The organism is Ruegeria sp. HKCCD9138, from assembly GCF_057220975.1.
Map to the genome: position 1 here is coordinate 128,844 of NZ_JBWVAZ010000003.1, position 19,272 is coordinate 148,115.

At 58.7% G+C, this 19,272-nt stretch carries 24 protein-coding genes; 10 read left to right on the plus strand and 14 right to left on the minus strand.

The features are described 5' to 3' along the window. Nucleotides 1–25: 25 nt before the first annotated feature. Together AC2TEL_RS06435 and hemP are read right to left on the minus strand one after the other, a co-directional pair. Entirely contained in the window at nt 26–502 is a 477-nt protein-coding gene (locus AC2TEL_RS06435; RefSeq protein WP_480902727.1) for a hypothetical protein, read from the minus strand. Next, entirely contained in the window at nt 499–666 is a 168-nt protein-coding gene (gene hemP, locus AC2TEL_RS06440) for a hemin uptake protein HemP (protein WP_298387027.1), read from the minus strand. The genes AC2TEL_RS06435 and hemP overlap by 4 nt, the downstream gene beginning before the upstream one ends. Before the next feature lie 223 nt (nt 667–889). Between hemP and gph the strand changes: the two genes are divergently transcribed. After that, entirely contained in the window at nt 890–1,567 is a 678-nt protein-coding gene (gene gph, locus AC2TEL_RS06445; protein WP_480902729.1) for a phosphoglycolate phosphatase, read from the plus strand. Between the two features lie 222 nt (nt 1,568–1,789). Here gph and AC2TEL_RS06450 read toward each other — a convergent pair whose 3' ends face one another. From AC2TEL_RS06450 to AC2TEL_RS06465, 4 genes are all read right to left on the minus strand, one after another. After that, nucleotides 1,790–2,968 carry an acetate/propionate family kinase gene (locus AC2TEL_RS06450; RefSeq protein WP_480902731.1) on the minus strand — a complete coding sequence of 393 codons (1,179 nt, stop codon included), beginning with the start codon at nt 2,966–2,968 and terminating at the stop codon, nt 1,790–1,792. Beyond that, a complete protein-coding gene (locus AC2TEL_RS06455) occupies nt 2,968–4,353 on the minus strand; it encodes a bifunctional enoyl-CoA hydratase/phosphate acetyltransferase (protein WP_480840491.1) in 1,386 nt (461 codons plus the stop codon). The genes AC2TEL_RS06450 and AC2TEL_RS06455 overlap by 1 nt, the downstream gene beginning before the upstream one ends. Nucleotides 4,354–4,654: 301 nt before the next feature. Next, nucleotides 4,655–5,626 carry an endonuclease/exonuclease/phosphatase family protein gene (locus tag AC2TEL_RS06460; RefSeq protein WP_480902733.1) on the minus strand — a complete coding sequence of 324 codons (972 nt, stop codon included), beginning with the start codon at nt 5,624–5,626 and terminating at the stop codon, nt 4,655–4,657. Nucleotides 5,627–5,837: 211 nt separating this feature from the next. Continuing rightward, nucleotides 5,838–6,107: a DUF2312 domain-containing protein gene (locus AC2TEL_RS06465; RefSeq protein WP_480840495.1), complete on the minus strand. Its 270-nt coding sequence runs from the start codon at nt 6,105–6,107 to the stop codon at nt 5,838–5,840. 165 nt (nt 6,108–6,272) lie between these two features. On the opposite strand from AC2TEL_RS06465, the gene AC2TEL_RS06470 reads away from it, so the two are divergent. Then, entirely contained in the window at nt 6,273–6,491 is a 219-nt protein-coding gene (locus AC2TEL_RS06470) for a hypothetical protein (protein WP_480840497.1), read from the plus strand. Between the two features lie 9 nt (nt 6,492–6,500). Here the strand turns inward: AC2TEL_RS06470 and AC2TEL_RS06475 are convergent, their stop codons facing one another. Then, nucleotides 6,501–6,716: a hypothetical protein gene (locus AC2TEL_RS06475; RefSeq protein WP_480840499.1), complete on the minus strand. Its 216-nt coding sequence runs from the start codon at nt 6,714–6,716 to the stop codon at nt 6,501–6,503. Between the two features lie 240 nt (nt 6,717–6,956). Here AC2TEL_RS06475 and AC2TEL_RS06480 point away from each other — a divergent pair, with 240 nt between their 5' ends. Genes AC2TEL_RS06480 through AC2TEL_RS06495 form a run of 4 tightly spaced genes read left to right on the plus strand, consistent with a single transcriptional unit; the run spans nt 6,957 to nt 9,143 of the window. Then, entirely contained in the window at nt 6,957–7,820 is an 864-nt protein-coding gene (locus AC2TEL_RS06480; protein WP_480902735.1) for an MBL fold metallo-hydrolase, read from the plus strand. 22 nt (nt 7,821–7,842) lie between these two features. After that, nucleotides 7,843–8,271, plus strand: a complete 429-nt coding sequence (locus tag AC2TEL_RS06485) for a YeeE/YedE family protein (RefSeq protein ID WP_480840503.1) — start codon at nt 7,843–7,845, stop codon at nt 8,269–8,271. Continuing rightward, a complete protein-coding gene (locus AC2TEL_RS06490; protein WP_480902737.1) occupies nt 8,271–8,702 on the plus strand; it encodes a DUF6691 family protein in 432 nt (143 codons plus the stop codon). Before AC2TEL_RS06485 ends, AC2TEL_RS06490 begins: the two co-directional genes overlap by 1 nt. Nucleotides 8,703–8,711: 9 nt before the next feature. After that, nucleotides 8,712–9,143: a protein tyrosine phosphatase family protein gene (locus tag AC2TEL_RS06495; RefSeq protein WP_480840507.1), complete on the plus strand. Its 432-nt coding sequence runs from the start codon at nt 8,712–8,714 to the stop codon at nt 9,141–9,143. A 5-nt stretch (nt 9,144–9,148) separates the two neighbouring features. Here AC2TEL_RS06495 and AC2TEL_RS06500 read toward each other — a convergent pair whose 3' ends face one another. The 5 genes from AC2TEL_RS06500 to AC2TEL_RS06520 form a co-directional block, all read right to left on the minus strand. Then, a complete protein-coding gene (locus AC2TEL_RS06500; RefSeq protein ID WP_480902740.1) occupies nt 9,149–10,261 on the minus strand; it encodes a FliM/FliN family flagellar motor switch protein in 1,113 nt (370 codons plus the stop codon). 80 nt (nt 10,262–10,341) lie between these two features. Then, nucleotides 10,342–13,023, minus strand: coding sequence for an ATP-binding protein (locus AC2TEL_RS06505; RefSeq protein ID WP_480902743.1), 2,682 nt, complete (start codon nt 13,021–13,023; stop codon nt 10,342–10,344). Continuing rightward, nucleotides 13,011–13,328 carry a hypothetical protein gene (locus AC2TEL_RS06510; protein ID WP_480840513.1) on the minus strand — a complete coding sequence of 106 codons (318 nt, stop codon included), beginning with the start codon at nt 13,326–13,328 and terminating at the stop codon, nt 13,011–13,013. Before AC2TEL_RS06510 ends, AC2TEL_RS06505 begins: the two co-directional genes overlap by 13 nt. Next, nucleotides 13,325–13,705 carry a response regulator transcription factor gene (locus AC2TEL_RS06515; protein WP_480840515.1) on the minus strand — a complete coding sequence of 127 codons (381 nt, stop codon included), beginning with the start codon at nt 13,703–13,705 and terminating at the stop codon, nt 13,325–13,327. Before AC2TEL_RS06515 ends, AC2TEL_RS06510 begins: the two co-directional genes overlap by 4 nt. 78 nt (nt 13,706–13,783) lie before the next feature. Further along, complete coding sequence (locus AC2TEL_RS06520; RefSeq protein WP_480840517.1) at nt 13,784–15,076, minus strand: short-chain fatty acyl-CoA regulator family protein; 1,293 nt, start codon at nt 15,074–15,076, stop codon at nt 13,784–13,786. Between the two features lie 190 nt (nt 15,077–15,266). Between AC2TEL_RS06520 and AC2TEL_RS06525 the strand changes: the two genes are divergently transcribed. The 4 genes from AC2TEL_RS06525 to aat all read left to right on the plus strand — a co-directional run bounded on the left by AC2TEL_RS06525 (nt 15,267) and on the right by aat (nt 18,497). Further along, nucleotides 15,267–15,803, plus strand: coding sequence for a LuxR C-terminal-related transcriptional regulator (locus tag AC2TEL_RS06525; protein WP_480902745.1), 537 nt, complete (start codon nt 15,267–15,269; stop codon nt 15,801–15,803). A 150-nt stretch (nt 15,804–15,953) separates the two neighbouring features. After that, nucleotides 15,954–16,457 (plus strand): acetyl-CoA carboxylase biotin carboxyl carrier protein, encoded by a 504-nt coding sequence (gene accB / locus AC2TEL_RS06530; protein WP_480840521.1) that lies wholly within the window; start codon nt 15,954–15,956, stop codon nt 16,455–16,457. A gap of 9 nt (nt 16,458–16,466) precedes the next feature. Then, nucleotides 16,467–17,816: an acetyl-CoA carboxylase biotin carboxylase subunit gene (accC, locus tag AC2TEL_RS06535; protein WP_480902748.1), complete on the plus strand. Its 1,350-nt coding sequence runs from the start codon at nt 16,467–16,469 to the stop codon at nt 17,814–17,816. A 48-nt stretch (nt 17,817–17,864) separates the two neighbouring features. Continuing rightward, the gene (gene aat / locus AC2TEL_RS06540; RefSeq protein WP_480840525.1) at nt 17,865–18,497 is read left to right on the plus strand and encodes a leucyl/phenylalanyl-tRNA--protein transferase; all 633 of its coding nucleotides are present in this window, start codon (nt 17,865–17,867) and stop codon (nt 18,495–18,497) included. On the opposite strand, the gene AC2TEL_RS06545 is transcribed toward aat, so the two are convergent. Continuing rightward, on the minus strand, nt 18,461–18,820 hold the full coding sequence (locus AC2TEL_RS06545; RefSeq protein ID WP_480840527.1) for a DUF2155 domain-containing protein: 360 nt from the start codon (nt 18,818–18,820) through the stop codon (nt 18,461–18,463). The genes aat and AC2TEL_RS06545 overlap by 37 nt on opposite strands. After that, nucleotides 18,817–19,269 carry an outer membrane lipid asymmetry maintenance protein MlaD gene (gene mlaD, locus AC2TEL_RS06550; RefSeq protein WP_480902750.1) on the minus strand — a complete coding sequence of 151 codons (453 nt, stop codon included), beginning with the start codon at nt 19,267–19,269 and terminating at the stop codon, nt 18,817–18,819. Before mlaD ends, AC2TEL_RS06545 begins: the two co-directional genes overlap by 4 nt. Nucleotides 19,270–19,272 lie beyond the last annotated feature (3 nt).

The following is a 19,272-nucleotide window of genomic DNA, read 5'->3' on the forward strand; positions in this document are numbered from 1 at the left end:
AATTGCCGGGGTTTTGCAGTACCGATCAATGCAACATCGCAGAGGGTGCGTGATGCCCTGTCGTCGGCACTGGGGGTGCGGATATCATTTGGCGCAGGGCCAGCCCGAGCTCTTCGGACAAGGACGCCAGAGCCGGCGCAAAGTCGGGGCGCACGATCAGTGAGGCCATCATCATGGCGTCTTCGCGCGCACCTTCCGAAGCGGCGGCAACCATCTGCGCGAAACAGTTTTCGTCAGCACCAATACACGAACACTCCAACCCGTGCCGGATAAGCGAACGACGCCCATAATTGGCACAAAGCGTGCACAGGCGGTCCAGCGTCAGCATCACCGCCTGCCCGCGATCCGAGCCGAGCGCGATATCGAAATCACTTGCCGCGTCAGCCCGACCGGACGCTCCGTCACTCCAGAGCCGCAGATACATGACTGCCCCGGCTTCGACAGGACTCAGATCAGCCAGTCGGCCAACAGCCGCCCCGCCGCGTGAGGATGGCGCGCTCATTTCGTCAGGATCAGTTTGCCCGCGCGCGTGATGCGCAGGGTATAAAGCTGGTCGCCAAGCTCGATATGAGCCAGGTTGCCACCATTGGTCAGCTCTTCGGCCTTGTGAGCCGGCAGCATTGAGACAGCATAGCCTTGGGTCGGTGTGGGATTTTGCGCGTTCATCGGACATCTCCAGAGCGTGTCGGGCAAAGTGCCATATCTGTTAATGGTTTTCGTGATCTGGCTGACCCTGACGGGCTGGCTTTCTGTTCCTGAAACTTAATCTGATTATTTTAGTCGGGATTGTCAAGCGCCAGATTTCAAACCTTTTGTTGGACTGCCGGTTGCGCACGGACACCTGCACGGGATAGGCCTGAAACCGACAAAGCCAGAGGCGGACCTATTCATGAGCGCAACCATTGTTTTCGACTTGGACGGTACACTCATCGACAGTCTCGCCGACCTCTCACAGGCAGTGAACCGGATGCTCGCGGACGTCGAACTAGCGCCGCTTCCGCAGCAAACGATCCGGCAATTTGTCGGCAATGGCCTGCCGAAACTGGTGGCGCGGACGATGGACCACTGCGGGCTGCCCCAACATCGCCATTCCGAACTGACAAAGGTAACTCTGAACCACTACAATTCGGCAGCATGTGATCTTACGACTGTCTATCCCGGCGTGCCGGAAGCGCTTGGCAATTTGCGCGATATGGGCTGTGCTCTGGGTGTCTGCACGAACAAACCTGAGGCCCCTGCAAGGCACGTTCTCGACGAGTTGAATCTGTCAGGGTTTTTCGACGCCGTTTTGGGCGGCGATACCTTAAACACACGAAAGCCGGACCCGACCCATTTACACGCCAGCTTTGAAGCATTGCCGGATGCCGGCCCGAGGATCTTTGCGGGGGACAGCGAGGTCGACGCCGAAACCGCGCAGCGGGCCGGGGTCCCATTTCTGCTGTATACCGAAGGTTACCGCAAATCCCCCATTGCGGATCTGCCGCATCATGCCAGCTACGGCCACAGCTCAGAATTGCCGGGACTCGTTTTGCAACTGCTACACGATGATCCCCACCTTGCCACCTGATCGGCCCGACTGGTTAAGACCCCCAAAATGAAATTGAGGGGCTGGCCGAGGGGGTAAAGAGCCAGCCCCCCATAGGGGAATTAAGTGAGAGTGGTAAGGCCTGAGCGGCCCTGGTAATACGCAATAGATAGCGCATGTGTTGAGAGAACGATATTGGGGAATTCCCGTAGAGCCTGTATTTGCCAATCAGGAGGCGGATTTTTGCCAATATAATCGGGACACTCAACCCTTGGGGGCGAAGTCAAAAGCGGCGCGGGCGATAACCAGTTCTTCATTTGTGGGAATGACCAAAACCTGAACTCGGGATGCCTCAGTCGAAATGGTTCGCGCGCTGCTCTGATTTGCGTCCTTGTTCAGTTCGATTCCCAGCCACTCCAAATCTGCGCAAATCTGGTCCCGAACACGCGCCGAATTCTCACCGATTCCACCGGTGAATACCACAGCGTCCACTCCGCCCAACACTGCAGCCAGCGAGCCAAGCTCTCGGCGGGCGCGGAAAGTGAAATACTCGATTGCCTGACGGGCATCGGCTGTTTCTGCCTGCTCAAGCGTGCGCATGTCGTTGGACAAACCGGACAGGCCCAGCAATCCGGATTTGCGATACAGCAGGTCCGAGATTTCGCCGGCACTCATTCCTTTCTGTTCCATCAGGTACAGGAGGACACCGGGATCGATCTGTCCGCTGCGCGTGCCCATCGGCAGACCATCCAGAGGCGAAAAGCCCATCGTCGACCCGGCTGAGCGCCCCCCACGTATGGCGCACATGGACGCCCCGTTTCCAAGATGAGCGACAATGACCCGACCAGCATGCAAATCCGGAGCGGTCTGTTGCAGATGACCGGAAATGTAATCATAGCTCAGCCCGTGAAACCCGTATCGCCGCACACCCATGTCGTAATACTCGGTGGGCAGAGCAAAAGTGTCGTTCACCCACGATTGGGTTCTATGGAAGGCGGTATCGAAACAGGCAACTTGTGCCGCCTTCGGAAACCGGCCCATTGCCGCGTGTACTCCGGCAAGGTTGTAGGGCTGGTGCAAGGGTGCAAAGGATGAGAGGTCCTCCAGGGTTTTCAGGCTGTCCTGTGTCAGCAGGACTGGCCGATCGTTATCCGGCCCGCCATGCACGATCCTGTGGCCCACTGCCGCGATCCGGGCGCCCGGAAACTGCTGCTGCAGCAGCGTCAATACATGCTCAAGTGCCGAGTCGTGATTCTGGATGACGTCCGAAGTTTCATCGGCCAAAACCTCGCCGTCCGACATGCGTGCGCGGACCTTCGCGGCCGGGCTGCCGATACGGTCGACGAGACCGGTGCAAACTTCCGACGGCTCTCCTCCGTCCGCCTGGAAGAGACCAAATTTCAAAGACGAAGACCCCGCATTCAGCGTGATGATATGATCCATCAGATTTTCCCCGAAAGCCGCGCTGCATGTAGTGCCGCAACGGCGCATGAGGCCAACCGAGCCTTGTCGTCATCCGCGCGGCTGTTCAGGATGATCGGCACTTTTGCACCCAGGACAACACCGGCGCCCTCGGCATGGGCGATGTAGGTCAACTGCTTGGCCAGCATGTTGCCCGCGTCCAGATTGGGCACCACCAGAATATCAGCCCGCCCCGCCACCTCGGAGACGATACCCTTGGTTCGTGCAGCGGCCAGGCTCACTGCATTGTCCATCGCCAGAGGGCCATCGACCAGCCCGCCCTTGATCTGCCCACGTTCGGCCATCTTGGACAGCAGCGCCGCGTCAATCGAGGACCGGATGGCCGGATTGACTGTTTCGACGGCCGACAGAACCCCCGCTTTGGGGGCGCTGATCCCGATTGAGATTGCCAGGTCGATCGCATTCTGGGTGATGTCGATCTTAGTCTCCAGATCGGGTTCAATATTGATCGCGGCATCGGTCACCAGCAACGGATGCGGCTGACCTGGGACATCCATCACGAAGACATGCGTAAAGCGCCGCCCGGCCCGCAGCCCGCGGTTGCGCCGCAGGGCAGCGTGCAACAACTCGTCCGTATGCAGGTGGCCTTTCATCAATGCCTGCGCACGCCCATCCGCTACAAGGTCGACGGCCACATTGGCGGCCTCGAAATGCCCCTTTACCGGGATGATTTCCGTGTCCCCCAGCGGTACTTCCGTTTCACGCGCCGCCGCGGCGATTTTGTCCGGATCGCCGACCAGGATCGGCTTGATGATCGTCTCCTGCGCGGCCAGCAATGCCCCGCCCAGTGAATTGGGCTCTTCTGGCGCAACCACGGCCGTTGGCATCGCCGCCAAGGGACGCGACCGTTCCAGCAGCGCGTCGAAATGCCGATGTCGCTGGACCACTAGGCCGGGCAATTCGATCTCGTGAAAGGACAACTCTTTTTCCGGCGCAATAACGACGGCCGTCCCGGAAACGATCACCGCATCGTCACTGGGTCGCAGGACGCTGGTGTCCATGACAACTTCGCGATTTTCCCGCTTTTCCAACACCTTAACCCTCGCCTGCAATTCCTCGCCTGCATGAGCCCGGGCGCCAAATTCGAAATGCTGTGATTTATACAGCGTCCCCGCCCCGGGCAGGATATTCCCAAGCACCGCTGAAATCAGCGCACCCACGAACAAGGCGGGTGCAATGGCTTCGTTGACGGAATCGCCGTCCCCGTCTTCCGTCGACAGGTGCAGCGGGTTGTGATTTCCAGAGTTCGAGGCGAAGACAAAAAAATCGTCTTCGGTACAGATTCGCGTCAACTCGGCCGAGTCGCCGACATTCAGCTGGTCGTAGGGTTTATTGTGATAATGCATCGGGTTTCTCGGCGGCTGCTTGCATCGGTTCACGCCCCCGGATCATGCACGAACCGTTGAGGCCGGGGCTCCGGTTCGGGACTTTAGGAAGTTTCGTCGGGAAGTCCACTGATATCACCGCTTACAAACCAAAGCGGTGACCTGAAATGCGTACGCCCACCAACTGAGCCGGCACAAGTGACCGAATTATTCAGGCATCGCATAATGGTCCGTGCATCACGAACACTCCGCAATTGCGGGTTCTGCATTCCTGACAAATTGGAACCGACGGGCCTAATGGTGGTCGACGGCGACCGCAGATCTAAACGTCCAACTTCACGAGGATCGGAAAATGATCAGACACCCCGTCCAAATCAACGCCCGATTTGGCGGACGGTCTGCTAAAGCGCCTCGGTCGACCACTGGAACCCACCATCACAGCAGGTCGGAATATTTCCACCGTGTCTGCATCCACCTTGATCGGGCTGGGTCCTCGGAGCATGCCATAAGACACCAGAAACTGATCCAGCATGTTCCAGTCGCTTTGGTAGAGATATGTCCCGGGATCATGCCCGAACATTATCGGCCACATCAGGTTCAACATGTGCCCGGATCTCGAATAGCGGACCCGACCCGGATCGCGGCTGCCCAGGAGATACTCCTGCATCGATCTGTTGAAGGGTTCGTCATTGAAATCACCCATTGAAATGATCGGCAGATTTTTGTCACCGCCGGCCTCCTCGTTCAGCATGTTTGCTGTGATGTAGGCATGCGTTTCGCCGGTGAGCATCCGAAAGGGTTCGGAACTGTACTGCCCCGCGCTTCTTGACGGCCAGTGGTTGGCGATCGCGACAAATTCCTCGTCGCTGGCAGCAACTTTGAGCCGCGCCCAAAAGATATCCCGCGTCGCAGAACGTTTGATAACGCTCTGATGATCAGTTTCCACTACGGACAGCTCATTCGCGTCAAAGATAAATGACGTGTCGATTCCCCGTGCATCCGGAGACGCGTGCGCAGCGATCTGGTAATTTCGACCCGGGATGTTGATCGCATTCGCCAGACGCTGAACCACGTCTTCGTTTTCGACCTCACAAAGGCCAAGCAAGGCAGGTCCGGTGCCGTTGAACATCTGTTCTACCACGCTCGCCAACTGAGTGATCTTTTTGTCTCTGACAGCGGCGGTCCACCCCACCAGTTCATCCGCCAGCTTCTGCTTCAGCTTGGGGTCTCGGGGGGCGTTTTCATGGTCAAAAAGGTTTTCAACATTCCAAAACGCAACGTTCAAAGTTGCCATCAAGCTGTCTCCTAAAAAATCGGCATCTCAATAGGCTAAGCCTAGCACGTTTTTTGAAGGATATCTTTGATATTTGGAAATTTATCGACATAACCGACGATCGAGTGACCTCGACCCCGCTGTTTTTTCGGACGGCAACAACTGCCGACGACCGGCACTTCACACTGAGGGTGTAGCACCGTGAAACAAGTATTGGGATGGCAGAATGGCCTCAGGTCATCCCCAGCGCTTCTTTGTACATCTCGATGACGGCTTCTTGTTCAGCAATGTCATCCTTATCGCGCTTCCTGAGGGAAATGATGCTGCGCATCGCCTTCACATCGTAACCGCGTGCCTTGCTTTCGGCGTAGACCTCTTTGATCTGATCCGCGATATCCTTTTTCTCCAGCTCCAGACGCTCGATCCGCTCAACGAACTGGCGTAGTTCGCCTGCAGTAACTCGGTAATTGGCAGCGGCCTGATCTTCGGTGATGTCTTCCATCTGCGTCTCTCCCAGGGACTGTTTGGTGATGCGATGTCATCGGGCAATGTGCCGGATACATCGACACCGCGCGGGGCGCAAGCGTGCAATCGGGCAGCCGGGCTTGTACCGACGACACCGATCCGCTAAGCGCGGTTGCAGGAATTTTGGCAAGTGTTGGAAACTATGTTCGACATCATCGTCTGGGGCGGGGCCGCCCTGTCCTTGGCCGGGTTGGCCGGCCTTATCTGGTGCATCCTGCGTGTGATGAAAGCGCGCAGATCCGGATTGTCGGACGATGAATTGAGGGCCGCCGTTCAAGGCGTGCTGCCATGGAACATGGCTGCGCTTTTTCTGTCGGTGATTGGATTGATGATGGTCATCCTTGGCATTTCGCTTGGATGACCACCCCGGTCAGACCGGCATATTGTCAAATCGCGCTTCAAGCGCATCTTCGCACAGGGCCGCATCCAGTCGTCGCAGGCGCGACGGAATATGAACACCTGTTGCGCGCATCCGATCCAGAACTTTGCTGACACTGGGTTGCAGAGCCAGACGTGTGTCCAGACAAGCGTTCTGCAGCTTTTGTTCCAGCTGTTCCGCTTCGGCAAAAAGATCCTGAGCAGTCATTTGCTTCCTCCCACATGTCGTTACTGTGTCTGATATAGGTAACGACATTAAGACCAGAATGAGACTAGATGAACGTCGCGCAATTTCTTGCCTGTTCTCTCGAAAAATCGGCGATACACCACTGGTCGATTAATCCTTATACGAAAATCTCTCGAATTGCCTTGACTGACATCAACTCGTGATTTGGAACTTCCATCACATTCCGCTATCAATATATGAACTAACCGGCGGGAGGACCCAATGACACCCATCGTGAAAGCATTCTTTGAGCCCGAGACCTTCACCGTTTCCTACGTGGTGCAAGAACCAGAGGGCTCGGCCTGCGCCATCATCGACAGCGTGCTGGATTTCGATCATGCCTCGGGTCGCACCAATACGACGTCAGCGGATCAGATCATCGATTACGTGACGGAACAGGACCTCAAGATTGAGTGGATTTTGGAAAGTCACGTTCATGCCGATCACCTGTCCGCAGCCCCTTATTTGCAGCAGAAGCTTGGCGGCCGCATCGGCATCGGCGCAAACATCGTGGTGATCCAGGACACGTTCGGAAAGATCTTCAACGAAGGCACCGAATTCCAGCGCGATGGCAGCCAGTTTGATGCGTTGTTCAAGGAAGGAGACAGCTTTCACATAGGCCAGATGCGCGGGGATGTCCTGCACACGCCCGGCCATACACCCGCCTGCATGACTTACGTTATCGGTGACGCAGCCTTTGTCGGAGATACCTTGTTCATGCCGGATTTCGGCACGGCGCGCTGCGATTTCCCGGGTGGATCGTCGGCCGATCTATATGCGTCGATACAGAAAATTCTGTCATTACCGGATGAAACACGCGTGTTTGTCGGCCATGACTACAAGGCCCCCGGTCGGGACGAATTTGCGTGGGAAACAACCGTGGGCGAGCAAAAGGCCCTCAATGTCCATATCGGACAGGGTCGCAGCATCGAAGAATTCGTCGAGATGCGCGATGCGCGTGACGCGACCCTGTCCATGCCCCGGCTGATTCTGCCGTCGCTGCAGGTGAATATGCGCGCAGGTCAGATGCCGCCCGTGGATGAAAAGGGCGACGTGTTCCTCAAGCTGCCGGTCAACAAACTGTGAACGACGAAAAAGAGATGTTTGGATGAACGTTGAATGGATCTGGGGCCTTGCCGGAGGTCTGATGATCGGACTTGGCGCTGCGGTTTTTCTGCTGGGCAATGGCCGCATCATGGGCGCCAGCGGGATACTGGGTGGATTGATTGAACGCAGCGACCGGAAGATCCGGACCGAGCGTCTGGCCTTTGTTGCTGGCCTCATTGGCATGCCTCTGCTGCTGCGCCCGTTGATTGCACCTCAGGCCCAGACGCACCTGACCGGCGATCTGGCCATCGTGATTCTGGCGGGTCTGCTGGTTGGCATTGGCACACGGATTGCAAATGGCTGCACATCCGGTCACGGGGTCTGTGGGATATCTCGGTTTTCCATGCGCGGGATCGTCGCCACCGTGTTTTATATCCTTGCCGGAGGTCTGACTCTGGTGCTGTTTCGCCACGTTCTGGGGGTGGTTTGATGCGGATTATGCTTGCCTTTGTGGCCGGGTCCCTGTTCGGCATCGGCCTGCTGATCTCCGGCATGACTGATACGACCAAGGTACAGGGCTGGCTGGATGTTTTTGGCAACTGGGACCCGACGCTGGCCTTTGTGATGGGCGGTGCAATTCTGCCCATGCTGGTGGCCTGGCGGCTGACCAAGGGACGCGAACCACTGGTCGGCGGGCAGTTTCCGACCGCGCCCAGGCCCGAGCTGGATCACCGTTTGATTGTCGGGTCTGTCCTGTTTGGTATGGGATGGGGTTTGGCCGGTCTGTGCCCGGGTCCCGCAATGGCGTCGCTCAGCTATGGCGGAACTGGTGGTGTCGTCTTTCTGATCGCTATGATCGCGGGCATGTTCGCGGCCCCGAAACTGGGCGCGCAACTGGACAGAATTGCCAACGCGGCCTAAGCATTCCTCATGGAGATTCGCCCGATTACACCCCGCTATGCCGTCTCGCCCCAGATCTCGGTCGAGGACGTGCCAGCCATTGCCGAGGCAGGTTTTGTCAAAGTGATCTGCAACCGGCCCAATTCCGAGGTACCACCGGATCAGCAGTCGGACGCTATCGGCGAAGCCGTGCGTGCTGCCGGGATGGAATATGAAGTGCTGGAGCTGACGCATCAGACCATGACGCCGGAAAACGTCGCGCGTCAAAGGGATATGGCCGAAAGCTGCACCGGTCCGGTTCTGGCCTATTGCGCGTCGGGCACACGGTGCTCGGTCGTTTGGGCATTGGGCCAATGCGACCAGTTGAGCACCGACGAAATCCTCGATGCGACGACCAAGGCGGGGTACGCGCTGGACAACCTGCGCCCGGCCTTGGAGCAGATGCGCAACGCGCCAGACTGATCGGATCAGGGCGTCCGATCTTCGTCCTCGTCGTATCCCGGCAAGCCCGCGAGCTGAGTGATTTCAGCCATCACCTGATCGGGGCTTGTAGCGGCCGTATCCATCTCCCCGTCGCCTGTCACGTTTGCCGGCAATTGCGCTTTGGAAACTCCGTGGCTTGAATCATGCTGAGGAACGACGTCCGGCGCGTCCGCGGGCCGCAATCCCGTGCGGCTTTCCATGAATGTCTGTTCGACCCCATCGGGTATGGCTGGCACCGACACTTGTTCATTGATCCGCACGGCACGCATGCCGCCACATTGACCCAACCTTCCAATTGCCGCTTTGGTTCTGTCGATGGTCTCGACATTGGTTCGATCAAGCCGCGCACCGGTCAGCGGCAGAACATCCCCGGTCTTGAGATTTGAAAAAGTGGAAAGTGGCAGTGACATACGGCAGATCATGGCGTGCAATTCAGCCCGCATAACGCCTGAAGCCACGCTCAGGCTTAACCCGTCATCCAAACTTTCGGCTTCCTGATCGCCCTCGGTCGCTTGAATTTCAGGTAGCAGAATCGCGATCTGGCCTTGCCTCAGCCCGCCTGCCAGATCGACGGTCAGATCGAAAACTCGGTAGCTGTCATTCACCATCCCCAGCACCAGCGACCGGGCGTCTTCGGCGCGTACCTCGAACTCGAATCCGGAGAGGCTTGCAAGGCCCATCGGCCCGTCCACAAGAGATTGCGCCCGGTTGAACAGATCATCAATCAGCGGCACCGCCATTGCCGCGTCGGTGTCAGTAAACGCCCGGGGTTGCGGTTGCCCGCCCATCACCTCTCCGATCGTCTGGGTTTGCACGATGGCCGAAACGAAGCCCGGATCAATGCACACCGCCGCCGCACCTTGATGATAGGTAAACCGCAGGAGCATCCAACCGTCGTTGACCACATCCAGCAGATCTTCCTGCGAACGTACCCCCTGCTTGATACCAATCACCGACAGGGACAGGTTCAATCGCTCACTGGCAGAACGCGCGAGAGCCAGACGCAGCGCCCGCAGAATCGATCGGGGATTGGTTCCTGCGCTGTCCTGCCCCGCCGAAAGCTTGCGCGCCAAAGCGGCATTGGCATGTTGTGTCATGTCACCGAACCGCCCAATACATCTTCTGATCCGATAACCGGTGTAACCCGCCGAAGGTTACGAAAATCTTTATGTATTTGTCATTGGGCCGCTTGGCTGAATGCCAGCGGCAATGAGACGCGGAAGGCCGCGCCGCCCTGACCTGGCAAATAGGTGATCTCTCCCCCCAAACGCTGCATGATCTCGCGGCAAATCGCCAATCCCAGACCCGCGCCGCCGGCCTTGTCGGAACCGACGCGGGCGAATTTCTCGAACACCATGGATTGTGCCTCGGATGGGATTCCACCGCCGTTGTCGATGAAATCGATCACAACCTGACCGCCCACGTCATGGGCCGAAATAGTCAGTACCGGCTCGATCGCATCACAGTATTTCTGCGCGTTGGAAATCAGGTTGATAAAAACCTGACCCAAACGATCCAAATCGGTGTATAGCGCGATACGTTCGGTCGATCGGACGCGTCGCACGACGAGAGTCCGGTTGCCACCGGCCAACGCGCTGGAAACGGCCCGGTCCAGCACCGCGCGCAGTGTACCGTCCCCCATATTCAGGCTGACTTGTCCGCTTTCCAGAACACTCAGATCCAGCAGATCATCCAACAGCCGCGTCAGACGCAAGGCTTCATCATGGATGATTGCCGCATATCGGGTCTGCTCGTCAGCGCTCAAACCATCCGTATCTCGCATGATCTCGGAAAACGCCCGGATCGAGGTCATGGGTGTGCGCAACTCATGGCTGACCTGACTGAGGAACGCGTCCTTTTGCATCGAGACCTGAGTCAGCTTCGCATTTGCTTCGCGCAACTGCCGCGCGGTGCGGCTCAGTTCGGCAGATTTCGCCTCAAGCTGGCTGGAATACTCAAGCATCTGCGCGGATTCATCCGCCACAGCCAGCAGGTCTTCGACAGACACGGACGAGCCGCCGACAATCTGACCGATCATCGCATGGGCAGTTGCAGCACCTACCGAACCGCTCAGCTCACGCTCAAGGCGTTGCAGAAAACTGGGCGTGGGTTCCGGCAGCCGCCCCGCCCGGCCATTTTGTTTGGCTGCCTCGGCCTGAAAGAACTCTTGCGCCGGCACGGTGCCCAGAATCCTCTGGGTCATGATCATCAGATCTTCGCTTTGCGCCACGGACCCGGACCAGCCGCGCGGCGCGATGGAATGGTCAAAAATGTCGACGAACTGCGCACCCTGCAAACGCTCGAGCGGGCTGGGAAAACTCAGCAGTGATGTCACGCAGAACGCGATGGTGTTCAGCGACATAGACCACATGACGGTATGCACCATCGGGTCGATCCCTTCGATTCCGAACAGCGCCTGAGGCCGCAACCAACCCCACCCGAAGGGGCCGTTTTCAATGACCGAACTGGGGATGATTCCACCCCCCATCCCCGGCAAAAGCAGCGTGTAGATCCACAGGCCAAACCCAACGCTGAGCCCGGCCAGTGCCCCGGCCCGAGTGGCCCCGCGCCAGAACAAACCGCCGACCAGTGCCGGCAGAATTTGCGAAATCCCGGCAAAAGCCACCAACCCGATCGAGGCCAGCGCAGCCCCTCCGCCCGACAGATGATAGTAGAAATACCCCAGCGCCATGATGACCGCGATCGACACCCTGCGCGCCATCAGAACGACAGTTCGCACATCACCCGAAACCGAACCCGAACCTTCCTGCGTGTTGAGCCAGATCGGCATGACCACATGGTTTGACACCATCGTCGACAACGCCATCGCCGTCACGATGACCATGGACGTGGCCGAGGAGAACCCGCCGATAAACGACAGCATTGCCAGCCCCTCGTTGCCGAGCGACAGCGGCACGGTGAGAACAAACAGGTCGGGATTCGACCCCTCGGGCAACAAATCCAGACCGACAACTGCGATAGGGACGACGAACAGGCTCATCAGCAGCAGGTACAGGGGGAAAGCCCAGGCGGCCGTGCGCAAATGGCTTTCGTCGTCGTTTTCCACGACCATGACCTGAAACATCCGCGGCAGGCAGATAAAGGCCGCAGCGGACAGAAAGATGAACGTCGTCCAGCGGCTGGCGTCCACGTTCCACTGTCCGATCTCCGACGCATCGATCCGCTCCATCATCGGTCCCAGCCCACCAGCGACACTCCAGACAACGAAAATGCCAACGGCCAGCAAGGCAAACAGCTTGACCACCGCCTCCAGTGCGATGGCAGTGACCACGCCATGGTGGCGTTCGTTGACATCCAGATTGCGTGTGCCGAACAGAATGGCGAATACGGCCAGCCCAGCGGCTACCCAGAACACGCTGGAGCCTTCGCGGTACAATCCCGTCGGGTCTGCTTCGGCAAAGATCGAAAAGGACAACGTAATCGACTGCAGTTGCAGGGCGATATACGGCGTTCCGCCAAGCACTGCCAAAATGGTCACGCAAACGGCGAGCGTGTTTGACTTTCCGTATCGCGACGAGATCAGGTCGGCGATCGAAGTTACACGCTGGCTGCGCCCCACGCGCACCAGCTTGCGCAGGCCCCACCACCAACTGACCATAACCAGAGTGGGCCCAAGATAGATGGTGACAAACTCAAGCCCCGATCGGGCAGCGTTGCCGACAGCGCCGTAAAAGGTCCATGCTGTGCAATAGATCGACAACGACAATGTGTAGATAAGCGGCGAGCGCAGCCACTTGCCCCGGCCCACCGCTGCCATGCGATCGGCGGCAAAGGCGACGGCGAACAGCAAAACCACGTAGCCGAGGCAAACCAGGATCAGGACATTCAGCGTTGCCATTCTTCAGGCTCCGGCGCGGGGCCGTCCGGAGCGGTCAGACGCCTTGCAGCAATCCCGAAGACCACACCAATCAGAATCAGAACACCCCAGCACGCAAAAATATAGAATATTGCAGCGGAAAGGGGTACGGCCCCCTCTCCGCCGCTTTGATCCGGCCACAACAGCGGCAGCGCAAGCATAGCCGCGCCAAGAAACGGCAGCAGTCGGGCGGCATCCGTCAGTCGACGCCTTCGATAGCTTTGCCGTTCGAGAAAAACCGACGGACGTACCGACGACGGATGTTGCTCGTCGTCCGGCGCGTTCATGACCTTGTGGCCTGCGCGTGCAGGTCGCGTACTGCGGTCAGAACTTCGGCGTTGGAGAAGGGTTTGGTCATGAACCGGCTCACCCCGGCCTGCTCTGCCATTTCCCGGTCGCGGGATTGGCCGCGGGCAGTCAGCATCAACACAGGCAGCCCCCTCAACTCGGCGTGTTCGCGCAGGTCACGCAGAATATCCATGCCGCTCTTGCCCGGCAGCATGACATCCAGAATGACCAAGTCCGGCTTGGCGGCCGCAATCACGTGGATCGCGTCCGAACCTTCCGAATGGGTTTCGACCTGCCAGCCTTCACGAGTCAGCAGGAAGCGGATTGCCTCGGCAATGTTGGGCTCATCCTCGATCAACAGAACCTTTCGGCTCATATTTTCAGTCCCTCCCCATGACCGGTCGCACGCCGGGCCACCTGTCTCTGCCAGATTAAGCGCTGTGTCTGGAACCTGTCAAAAGCCTTCGCTCAGAATCGACGGCTCGCGGCGCGACATGCAGTCTCGTTTCGGGCAAATCCGGCAGCTTGCCCCAGCTTGCGCGGTTGAGTCGGCTGGCTGCACCGCATCCTCGATCGGCAGCACCAGCATTACCGAGCGATAAACTGGGTCGACTCCAAAATCCTCGGATGGTTGCGGCCACGCTATTGCGTAGCATTCGAATTCTGCCGCCGCCCGTCCCATCTGAACGATACGCTTCCGGATCGGCACCAGCGGACGGTTCAGGGCCGTGTACACCGGCCAGAGCGGGCACCCCTCACCGTGGCGCGGCAAAGCGAAACCGGGTGTCGGTTTGTAAAACAGGATGCTGCCCGACGCGTCGCAAATCACCAAACCGGCCGGACGGGCCAATGTGCCCTCGGGTAGGAAAGCAAGCCGTCGCAGGACAGTGGCGAGATCGACCGAGAACGCCGCAGTCAGTGCCAGAGGGTCCGGGCCGGATCTATCGAGCGCAGCAAGGAATGCATCCAAAGGCAGAGCTTGGGCATCGGACGCATAAACATCCAGAAAATCATTGGCAAGCGATCTGGATGCCGCCGACTCCAATTCATCAAGTGTGGGCCGTTCTGTCCCGCCCGCCTCGATATCGGGAAAATGAAATCCGTGATCTGCAAAAAAATCCTCGACCGCGTCCAACGGCACACCGCGCCGATCCTTCTGCCCTTCGCTGTCATCCAGAAACGCCACCAACGCCTTGGAGCTTTCGGCAAGACGCTCGGCATCCTGATGCAGGTTCTTATGGAACCGGTTGCGCCACTCGGCATCGAGTTCTCCGGGTTCGGCCAAAATGGCTGCGGTCGATCGAATTGCGGCTGCGGTTGACAAAACTTCGTGCATCGAGGCGGCAAGGTGGGGATCATGCGTCAGGCGATCCGACAGGGTTTCCACCGTGCGTTCCAATGAAACCACCCGGTTGTGCATCTGTGCCAGTACGCCGGACCAGCCGGGAAAACGGCCTGCAAATTCCTCTAGCCCGTCCAACTCGGCCTGCTGGCCTACCGAATCCGCTGCCGCCTCACGCAGGGCGGAGATCAGAGTTTCCTCGATCCCTTGCGTCAGCGCCGAGGGTTCGACCGACAAGGCACCGGCGATATCGACCAGCAGCTTACCCCCGATACGACGGCGATTATGTTCGATCAGGTTCAGATACGACGCCGATATGCCGACCTGCCGCGCCAGTTCAGCCTGTCGCAGACCCGATATCTGGCGCCTTTCACGTATCCGACTGCCGGTTAATGTGTCGCGCATGATGGCTCAGCCCCAACAAAGCATATCTGAAAACGGTAACACTGTTTTCAGAATAATTAAATTTTTTGTAGCATTTATGAGTGGGTTTTCAAACGACGTTTACAGTCTTGACAGCTTCTGCGCCCCGTTATTCCGAGCTTTCTGAACCGCGCCTCTTCTCTTTCCCGCAAATACGCGTCACCATACGTATATGAGCGATCCCGCCTTCGAATATGCGCCAATTGGCCTGGTTGAACTGGAAAACCGGATCATCCGTCGCTGCAATCTGCAATTCGCCCGTACCTTTGGCGGTGACGAGGCCGAGTACCGCAACATGCCGCTGTTGCACCTGTATCCTTCGGTGGCTGACTGGGAACGCATCGGCGAACGCAGCTTACAGGTGATGCGCGACACCGGTTATTACACCGATGAACGGGTCATGCGGCGGCGCAACGGAGATCTGTTCTGGTGCCGCGCCCGCGGCCGGTCGCTGACGCCGGACGACCCTTTCCGCCATGGCATCTGGAGCTTTTCGGATATCTCCGAAGAACGACCATTGGTCGAGTTGACAGCCCGCGAACGCGAGGTTGCAATCCTGTCTTGTCGCGGATTGTCCGCAAAGGAAATCGGGGCCGAACTCGGGCTGAGTTATCGCACGATCGAGGCTTACCGCGCCCGGCTTCTGGAGAAGTACGGCGCGCGCAAACTGCCCGAATTGGTGGCAAAATTGTCGGGAACGCCGCTGTGACGTTTTAAGGCCGTCGCATTTACTGCAAAACCCTTACTTTTCATACTCAGACGGCGCTTTTCATGGTCGACCGCATGGCTTATAACCCTGCGTAATCAGACCGAGCCCGCAGGGAACAAACGGGCCAAAGGGGAACCTTCGAGGACACTCATGACAGATACCAAACACGAAGCGGATGTGGCGTTCATCAAGGCATTGGCCGAATTGCTGCGCGAAAACGATCTGACCGAGTTGCAGGTCAAGCGTGAATATGGCGAAGAAGACAGCCTGAACGTGCGCGTCAGTCGTGCAGCTCAAGCCGTGGCAGCCCCGGTTCAGGTGGCCGTACCGGCCGCCCCCGCTCCGATGGCACCCGCGCCCGCTGCTGCGGCGGCCCCCGCTGAGGCCCCGGCTGCAGCTACGGACGACCCCGCCAGCCATCCCGGCGCCGTAACCTCGCCCATGGTCGGCACTGTTTACATGCAGGCTGAACCGGGCGCGCCCGCATTCATCTCGGTCGGCGCGTCCGTGTCCGAAGGCGACACCCTTCTGATCGTCGAGGCGATGAAAACCATGAACCACATCCACGCCCCCAAGTCTGGCACCGTCAAACGCATTCTGGTCAGCGATGGCGACGCCGTGGAATTCGGCACTCCTCTGGTCATCATCGAGTAAGGCGGGCCCATGTTCGACAAGATCCTGATTGCCAACCGAGGCGAGATCGCCCTGCGCGTTATCCGCGCCGCGCGCGAGATGGGGATTGCGACGGTTGCCGTGCATTCGACCGCCGACAGCGACGCGATGCATGTGCGCATGGCCGACGAATCGGTCTGTATCGGCCCCGCGCCCAGCCCGCAAAGCTACCTCTCAGTGCCCGCGATCATTTCGGCCTGTGAAATCACCGGCGCGCAGGCGATCCACCCCGGCTATGGCTTCCTGTCCGAGAATGCCGAGTTCGTGCAGATCGTCGAAGATCACGGCATCACGTTCATCGGTCCCACCGCCGAGCACATCCGCATCATGGGCGACAAGATCACCGCCAAGGACACGATGAAGGAACTGGGCGTACCTTGCGTTCCGGGTTCTGACGGTGGCGTACCGGATCTGGCCACGGCCAGAAAGATCGGTGAGGAATTCGGCTATCCTGTCATCATCAAGGCCACAGCCGGTGGCGGCGGACGCGGTATGAAAGTCGCGATGAGCGCGGATGAGATGGAAAGCGCCTTCATGACCGCGCGGGCCGAGGGTAAGGCCGCCTTCGGAAACGACGAGGTCTATATCGAGAAATACCTGACCACGCCGCGCCATATCGAGATCCAGGTCTTTGGCGACGGCAAGGGCAACGCAGCCCATTTGGGCGAACGCGACTGCTCGCTGCAGCGCCGCCACCAGAAGGTGTTCGAAGAGGCCCCCGGCCCCTGCATCAGCCCGGAAGAACGCGCCAAGATCGGCAAAGTCTGCGCCGACGCCGTAGCAAAGATCAACTACATTGGCGCGGGCACCATCGAGTTCTTGTACGAAAAAGGCGAGTTCTACTTTATCGAGATGAACACGCGCCTGCAGGTGGAACACCCGGTGACCGAGGGCATCTTTGGCGTCGATCTGGTACGCGAGCAGATCCGCGTCGCAGCAGGCGAGCCCATGTCGTTCGGTCAGGACGATCTTGAGATCAACGGCCATGCCATCGAAGTGCGGATCAATGCCGAGAAACTGCCGAATTTCTCGCCCTGTCCGGGAAAGATCACGGCCTATCACGCGCCGGGCGGTCTGGGTGTAAGGATGGATTCGGCTCTCTACGACGGATACTCGATCCCGCCCTACTACGACTCGCTGATCGCAAAGCTGATCGTCCAAGGCCGCGACCGTGACGAAGCCCTGGCCCGTCTGAACCGCGCTCTGGGTGAACTGATCGTGGACGGGATCGACACCACCGTGCCGCTGTTCCACGCCCTGTTGCAAGAACCCGACCTGCACAGCGGTGATTACAACATCCACTGGCTGGAACACTGGCTTGCGGAGAACATGGCCCAATAGGACCCAAAATCCGGAGGGCCCTCGCCCTCCGGCCCCGGTGCACCCAACATGAGCCTGTCCCCTGAACTTCTGCTACACGGTTATTCCATCGGGATATTCCCGATGGCCGAACACCGAAACGACCCGGACCTGTTCTGGGTCGACCCCAAATTCAGGGGTGTTTTTCCTCTGGACGGTTTCCACATCTCACGCAGCCTGGCGCGCCGCATTCGCACGTGCGGATACACCGTCACTATTAATCGCGATTTTGACGGCGTTGTTGACGGGTGCGCGGACAGGGCAGACACCTGGATCAACTCGGAATTGCGCCGCCTGTACAGGCATTTGCACCGAAGCGGTCACGCCCACTCTCTGGAAGTGTGGGAAGGGGATGCACTGATCGGAGGTGTCTATGGCGTTGTTTTAGGGGCGGCTTTCTTTGGCGAAAGCATGTTTTCGCGGCGCACAGACGCGTCGAAAATAGGTCTGGCCTATTTGGTTGACCGGTTACGCCAAACCGGTTTTGCCCTGTTTGACACGCAGTTTCTGACGGCTCATCTGGCGTCCATGGGGGCCATCGAGATATCGCGGGCCGATTACCATGCCGAACTGAAACGGGCGCTGGATGCCAGCGCTGATTTCACGGCAGATTTGGATCAAACCCCTCAGGGGGTCATACAGCGGATCACCCAGACATCGTAGCGCGCATGATCCAGCGCATTCAGCGCCGGCGACGTCGCGATCATCCACCCGTCGAACAACTGCTGGGATTTTCCCTGCTCCCAGATCGTAAGGTATGCGAACGCGTCACCGGTCGGGTTATCAACCGGATAGCGACAATCCCCCAGCGCGACGTCCAAACCAAAGACCGTTGCGGTCTGACCGTTTTGCACCTGAACATCAACCGTCTGGCCGCTGACCTTGTCCAACCCGCGCAGCATGGCTCCGGGGCCGGATTGGACCTTTTCCTGCGCCACAGCGCCCGAGGCTGCCAGGAACAAAGCCGTCAGTAGTACGTATTTCATTCGCTGCCGTCCCCGGCCACGAATTTCACAAGCAGCGAAATCAGGCTAACCGCACCTTGCGTATCTTCGATCTGATCGCCGGGCTCGAAATAGAACGGAGATCCACCCGGCATGAGCTCAACAAAATTTCCGCCCAGCAGACCCTCGGAAGAGATCACGACCGCACTGTCATCGGGGATCAGTATGCCGTCCGCAACAGAAAAACTGGTGTCGGCCCGATAGGTTTCCGGGTTCAGCGTGACATCTGTAACCGTGCCGATCTTGACGCCGGCCAGCCGCACGTCGGTGCCCACACTGACACCTTCCAGCGACCGGAACGACGCGCCGAGCTCGTATCCGGTGCTTGACTGTGACAAACCGGTTGACTGGCTGGCATAGACGCCAAATGCAATGGCACCGGCCAGTACGGCCCCGCCGACAAGAACTTCGGTCATGGTGTGAGTCGACATAGG

What these genes read in the sequence shown, in the direction of transcription:
- AC2TEL_RS06515 (WP_480840515.1), bottom strand. Translation starts at nt 13,705, where the DNA reads ATGAGCCGAAAGGTTCTGTTGATCGAGGATGAGCCCAACATTGCCGAG.
- AC2TEL_RS06510 (WP_480840513.1), bottom strand. Translation starts at nt 13,328, where the DNA reads ATGAACGCGCCGGACGACGAGCAACATCCGTCGTCGGTACGTCCGTCG.
- AC2TEL_RS06435 (WP_480902727.1), bottom strand. Translation starts at nt 502, where the DNA reads ATGAGCGCGCCATCCTCACGCGGCGGGGCGGCTGTTGGCCGACTGGCT.
- AC2TEL_RS06485 (WP_480840503.1), top strand. Translation starts at nt 7,843, where the DNA reads ATGAACGTTGAATGGATCTGGGGCCTTGCCGGAGGTCTGATGATCGGA.
- AC2TEL_RS06525 (WP_480902745.1), top strand. Translation starts at nt 15,267, where the DNA reads ATGAGCGATCCCGCCTTCGAATATGCGCCAATTGGCCTGGTTGAACTG.
- AC2TEL_RS06490 (WP_480902737.1), top strand. Translation starts at nt 8,271, where the DNA reads ATGCGGATTATGCTTGCCTTTGTGGCCGGGTCCCTGTTCGGCATCGGC.
- AC2TEL_RS06460 (WP_480902733.1), bottom strand. Translation starts at nt 5,626, where the DNA reads ATGGCAACTTTGAACGTTGCGTTTTGGAATGTTGAAAACCTTTTTGAC.
- hemP (WP_298387027.1), bottom strand. Translation starts at nt 666, where the DNA reads ATGAACGCGCAAAATCCCACACCGACCCAAGGCTATGCTGTCTCAATG.
- AC2TEL_RS06500 (WP_480902740.1), bottom strand. Translation starts at nt 10,261, where the DNA reads ATGACACAACATGCCAATGCCGCTTTGGCGCGCAAGCTTTCGGCGGGG.
- aat (WP_480840525.1), top strand. Translation starts at nt 17,865, where the DNA reads ATGAGCCTGTCCCCTGAACTTCTGCTACACGGTTATTCCATCGGGATA.
- gph (WP_480902729.1), top strand. Translation starts at nt 890, where the DNA reads ATGAGCGCAACCATTGTTTTCGACTTGGACGGTACACTCATCGACAGT.
- AC2TEL_RS06480 (WP_480902735.1), top strand. Translation starts at nt 6,957, where the DNA reads ATGACACCCATCGTGAAAGCATTCTTTGAGCCCGAGACCTTCACCGTT.
- AC2TEL_RS06475 (WP_480840499.1), bottom strand. Translation starts at nt 6,716, where the DNA reads ATGACTGCTCAGGATCTTTTTGCCGAAGCGGAACAGCTGGAACAAAAG.
- AC2TEL_RS06470 (WP_480840497.1), top strand. Translation starts at nt 6,273, where the DNA reads ATGTTCGACATCATCGTCTGGGGCGGGGCCGCCCTGTCCTTGGCCGGG.
- AC2TEL_RS06450 (WP_480902731.1), bottom strand. Translation starts at nt 2,968, where the DNA reads ATGGATCATATCATCACGCTGAATGCGGGGTCTTCGTCTTTGAAATTT.
- accC (WP_480902748.1), top strand. Translation starts at nt 16,467, where the DNA reads ATGTTCGACAAGATCCTGATTGCCAACCGAGGCGAGATCGCCCTGCGC.
- accB (WP_480840521.1), top strand. Translation starts at nt 15,954, where the DNA reads ATGACAGATACCAAACACGAAGCGGATGTGGCGTTCATCAAGGCATTG.
- mlaD (WP_480902750.1), bottom strand. Translation starts at nt 19,269, where the DNA reads ATGTCGACTCACACCATGACCGAAGTTCTTGTCGGCGGGGCCGTACTG.
- AC2TEL_RS06520 (WP_480840517.1), bottom strand. Translation starts at nt 15,076, where the DNA reads ATGCGCGACACATTAACCGGCAGTCGGATACGTGAAAGGCGCCAGATA.
- AC2TEL_RS06545 (WP_480840527.1), bottom strand. Translation starts at nt 18,820, where the DNA reads ATGAAATACGTACTACTGACGGCTTTGTTCCTGGCAGCCTCGGGCGCT.
- AC2TEL_RS06465 (WP_480840495.1), bottom strand. Translation starts at nt 6,107, where the DNA reads ATGGAAGACATCACCGAAGATCAGGCCGCTGCCAATTACCGAGTTACT.
- AC2TEL_RS06495 (WP_480840507.1), top strand. Translation starts at nt 8,712, where the DNA reads ATGGAGATTCGCCCGATTACACCCCGCTATGCCGTCTCGCCCCAGATC.
- AC2TEL_RS06455 (WP_480840491.1), bottom strand. Translation starts at nt 4,353, where the DNA reads ATGCATTATCACAATAAACCCTACGACCAGCTGAATGTCGGCGACTCG.
- AC2TEL_RS06505 (WP_480902743.1), bottom strand. Translation starts at nt 13,023, where the DNA reads ATGGCAACGCTGAATGTCCTGATCCTGGTTTGCCTCGGCTACGTGGTT.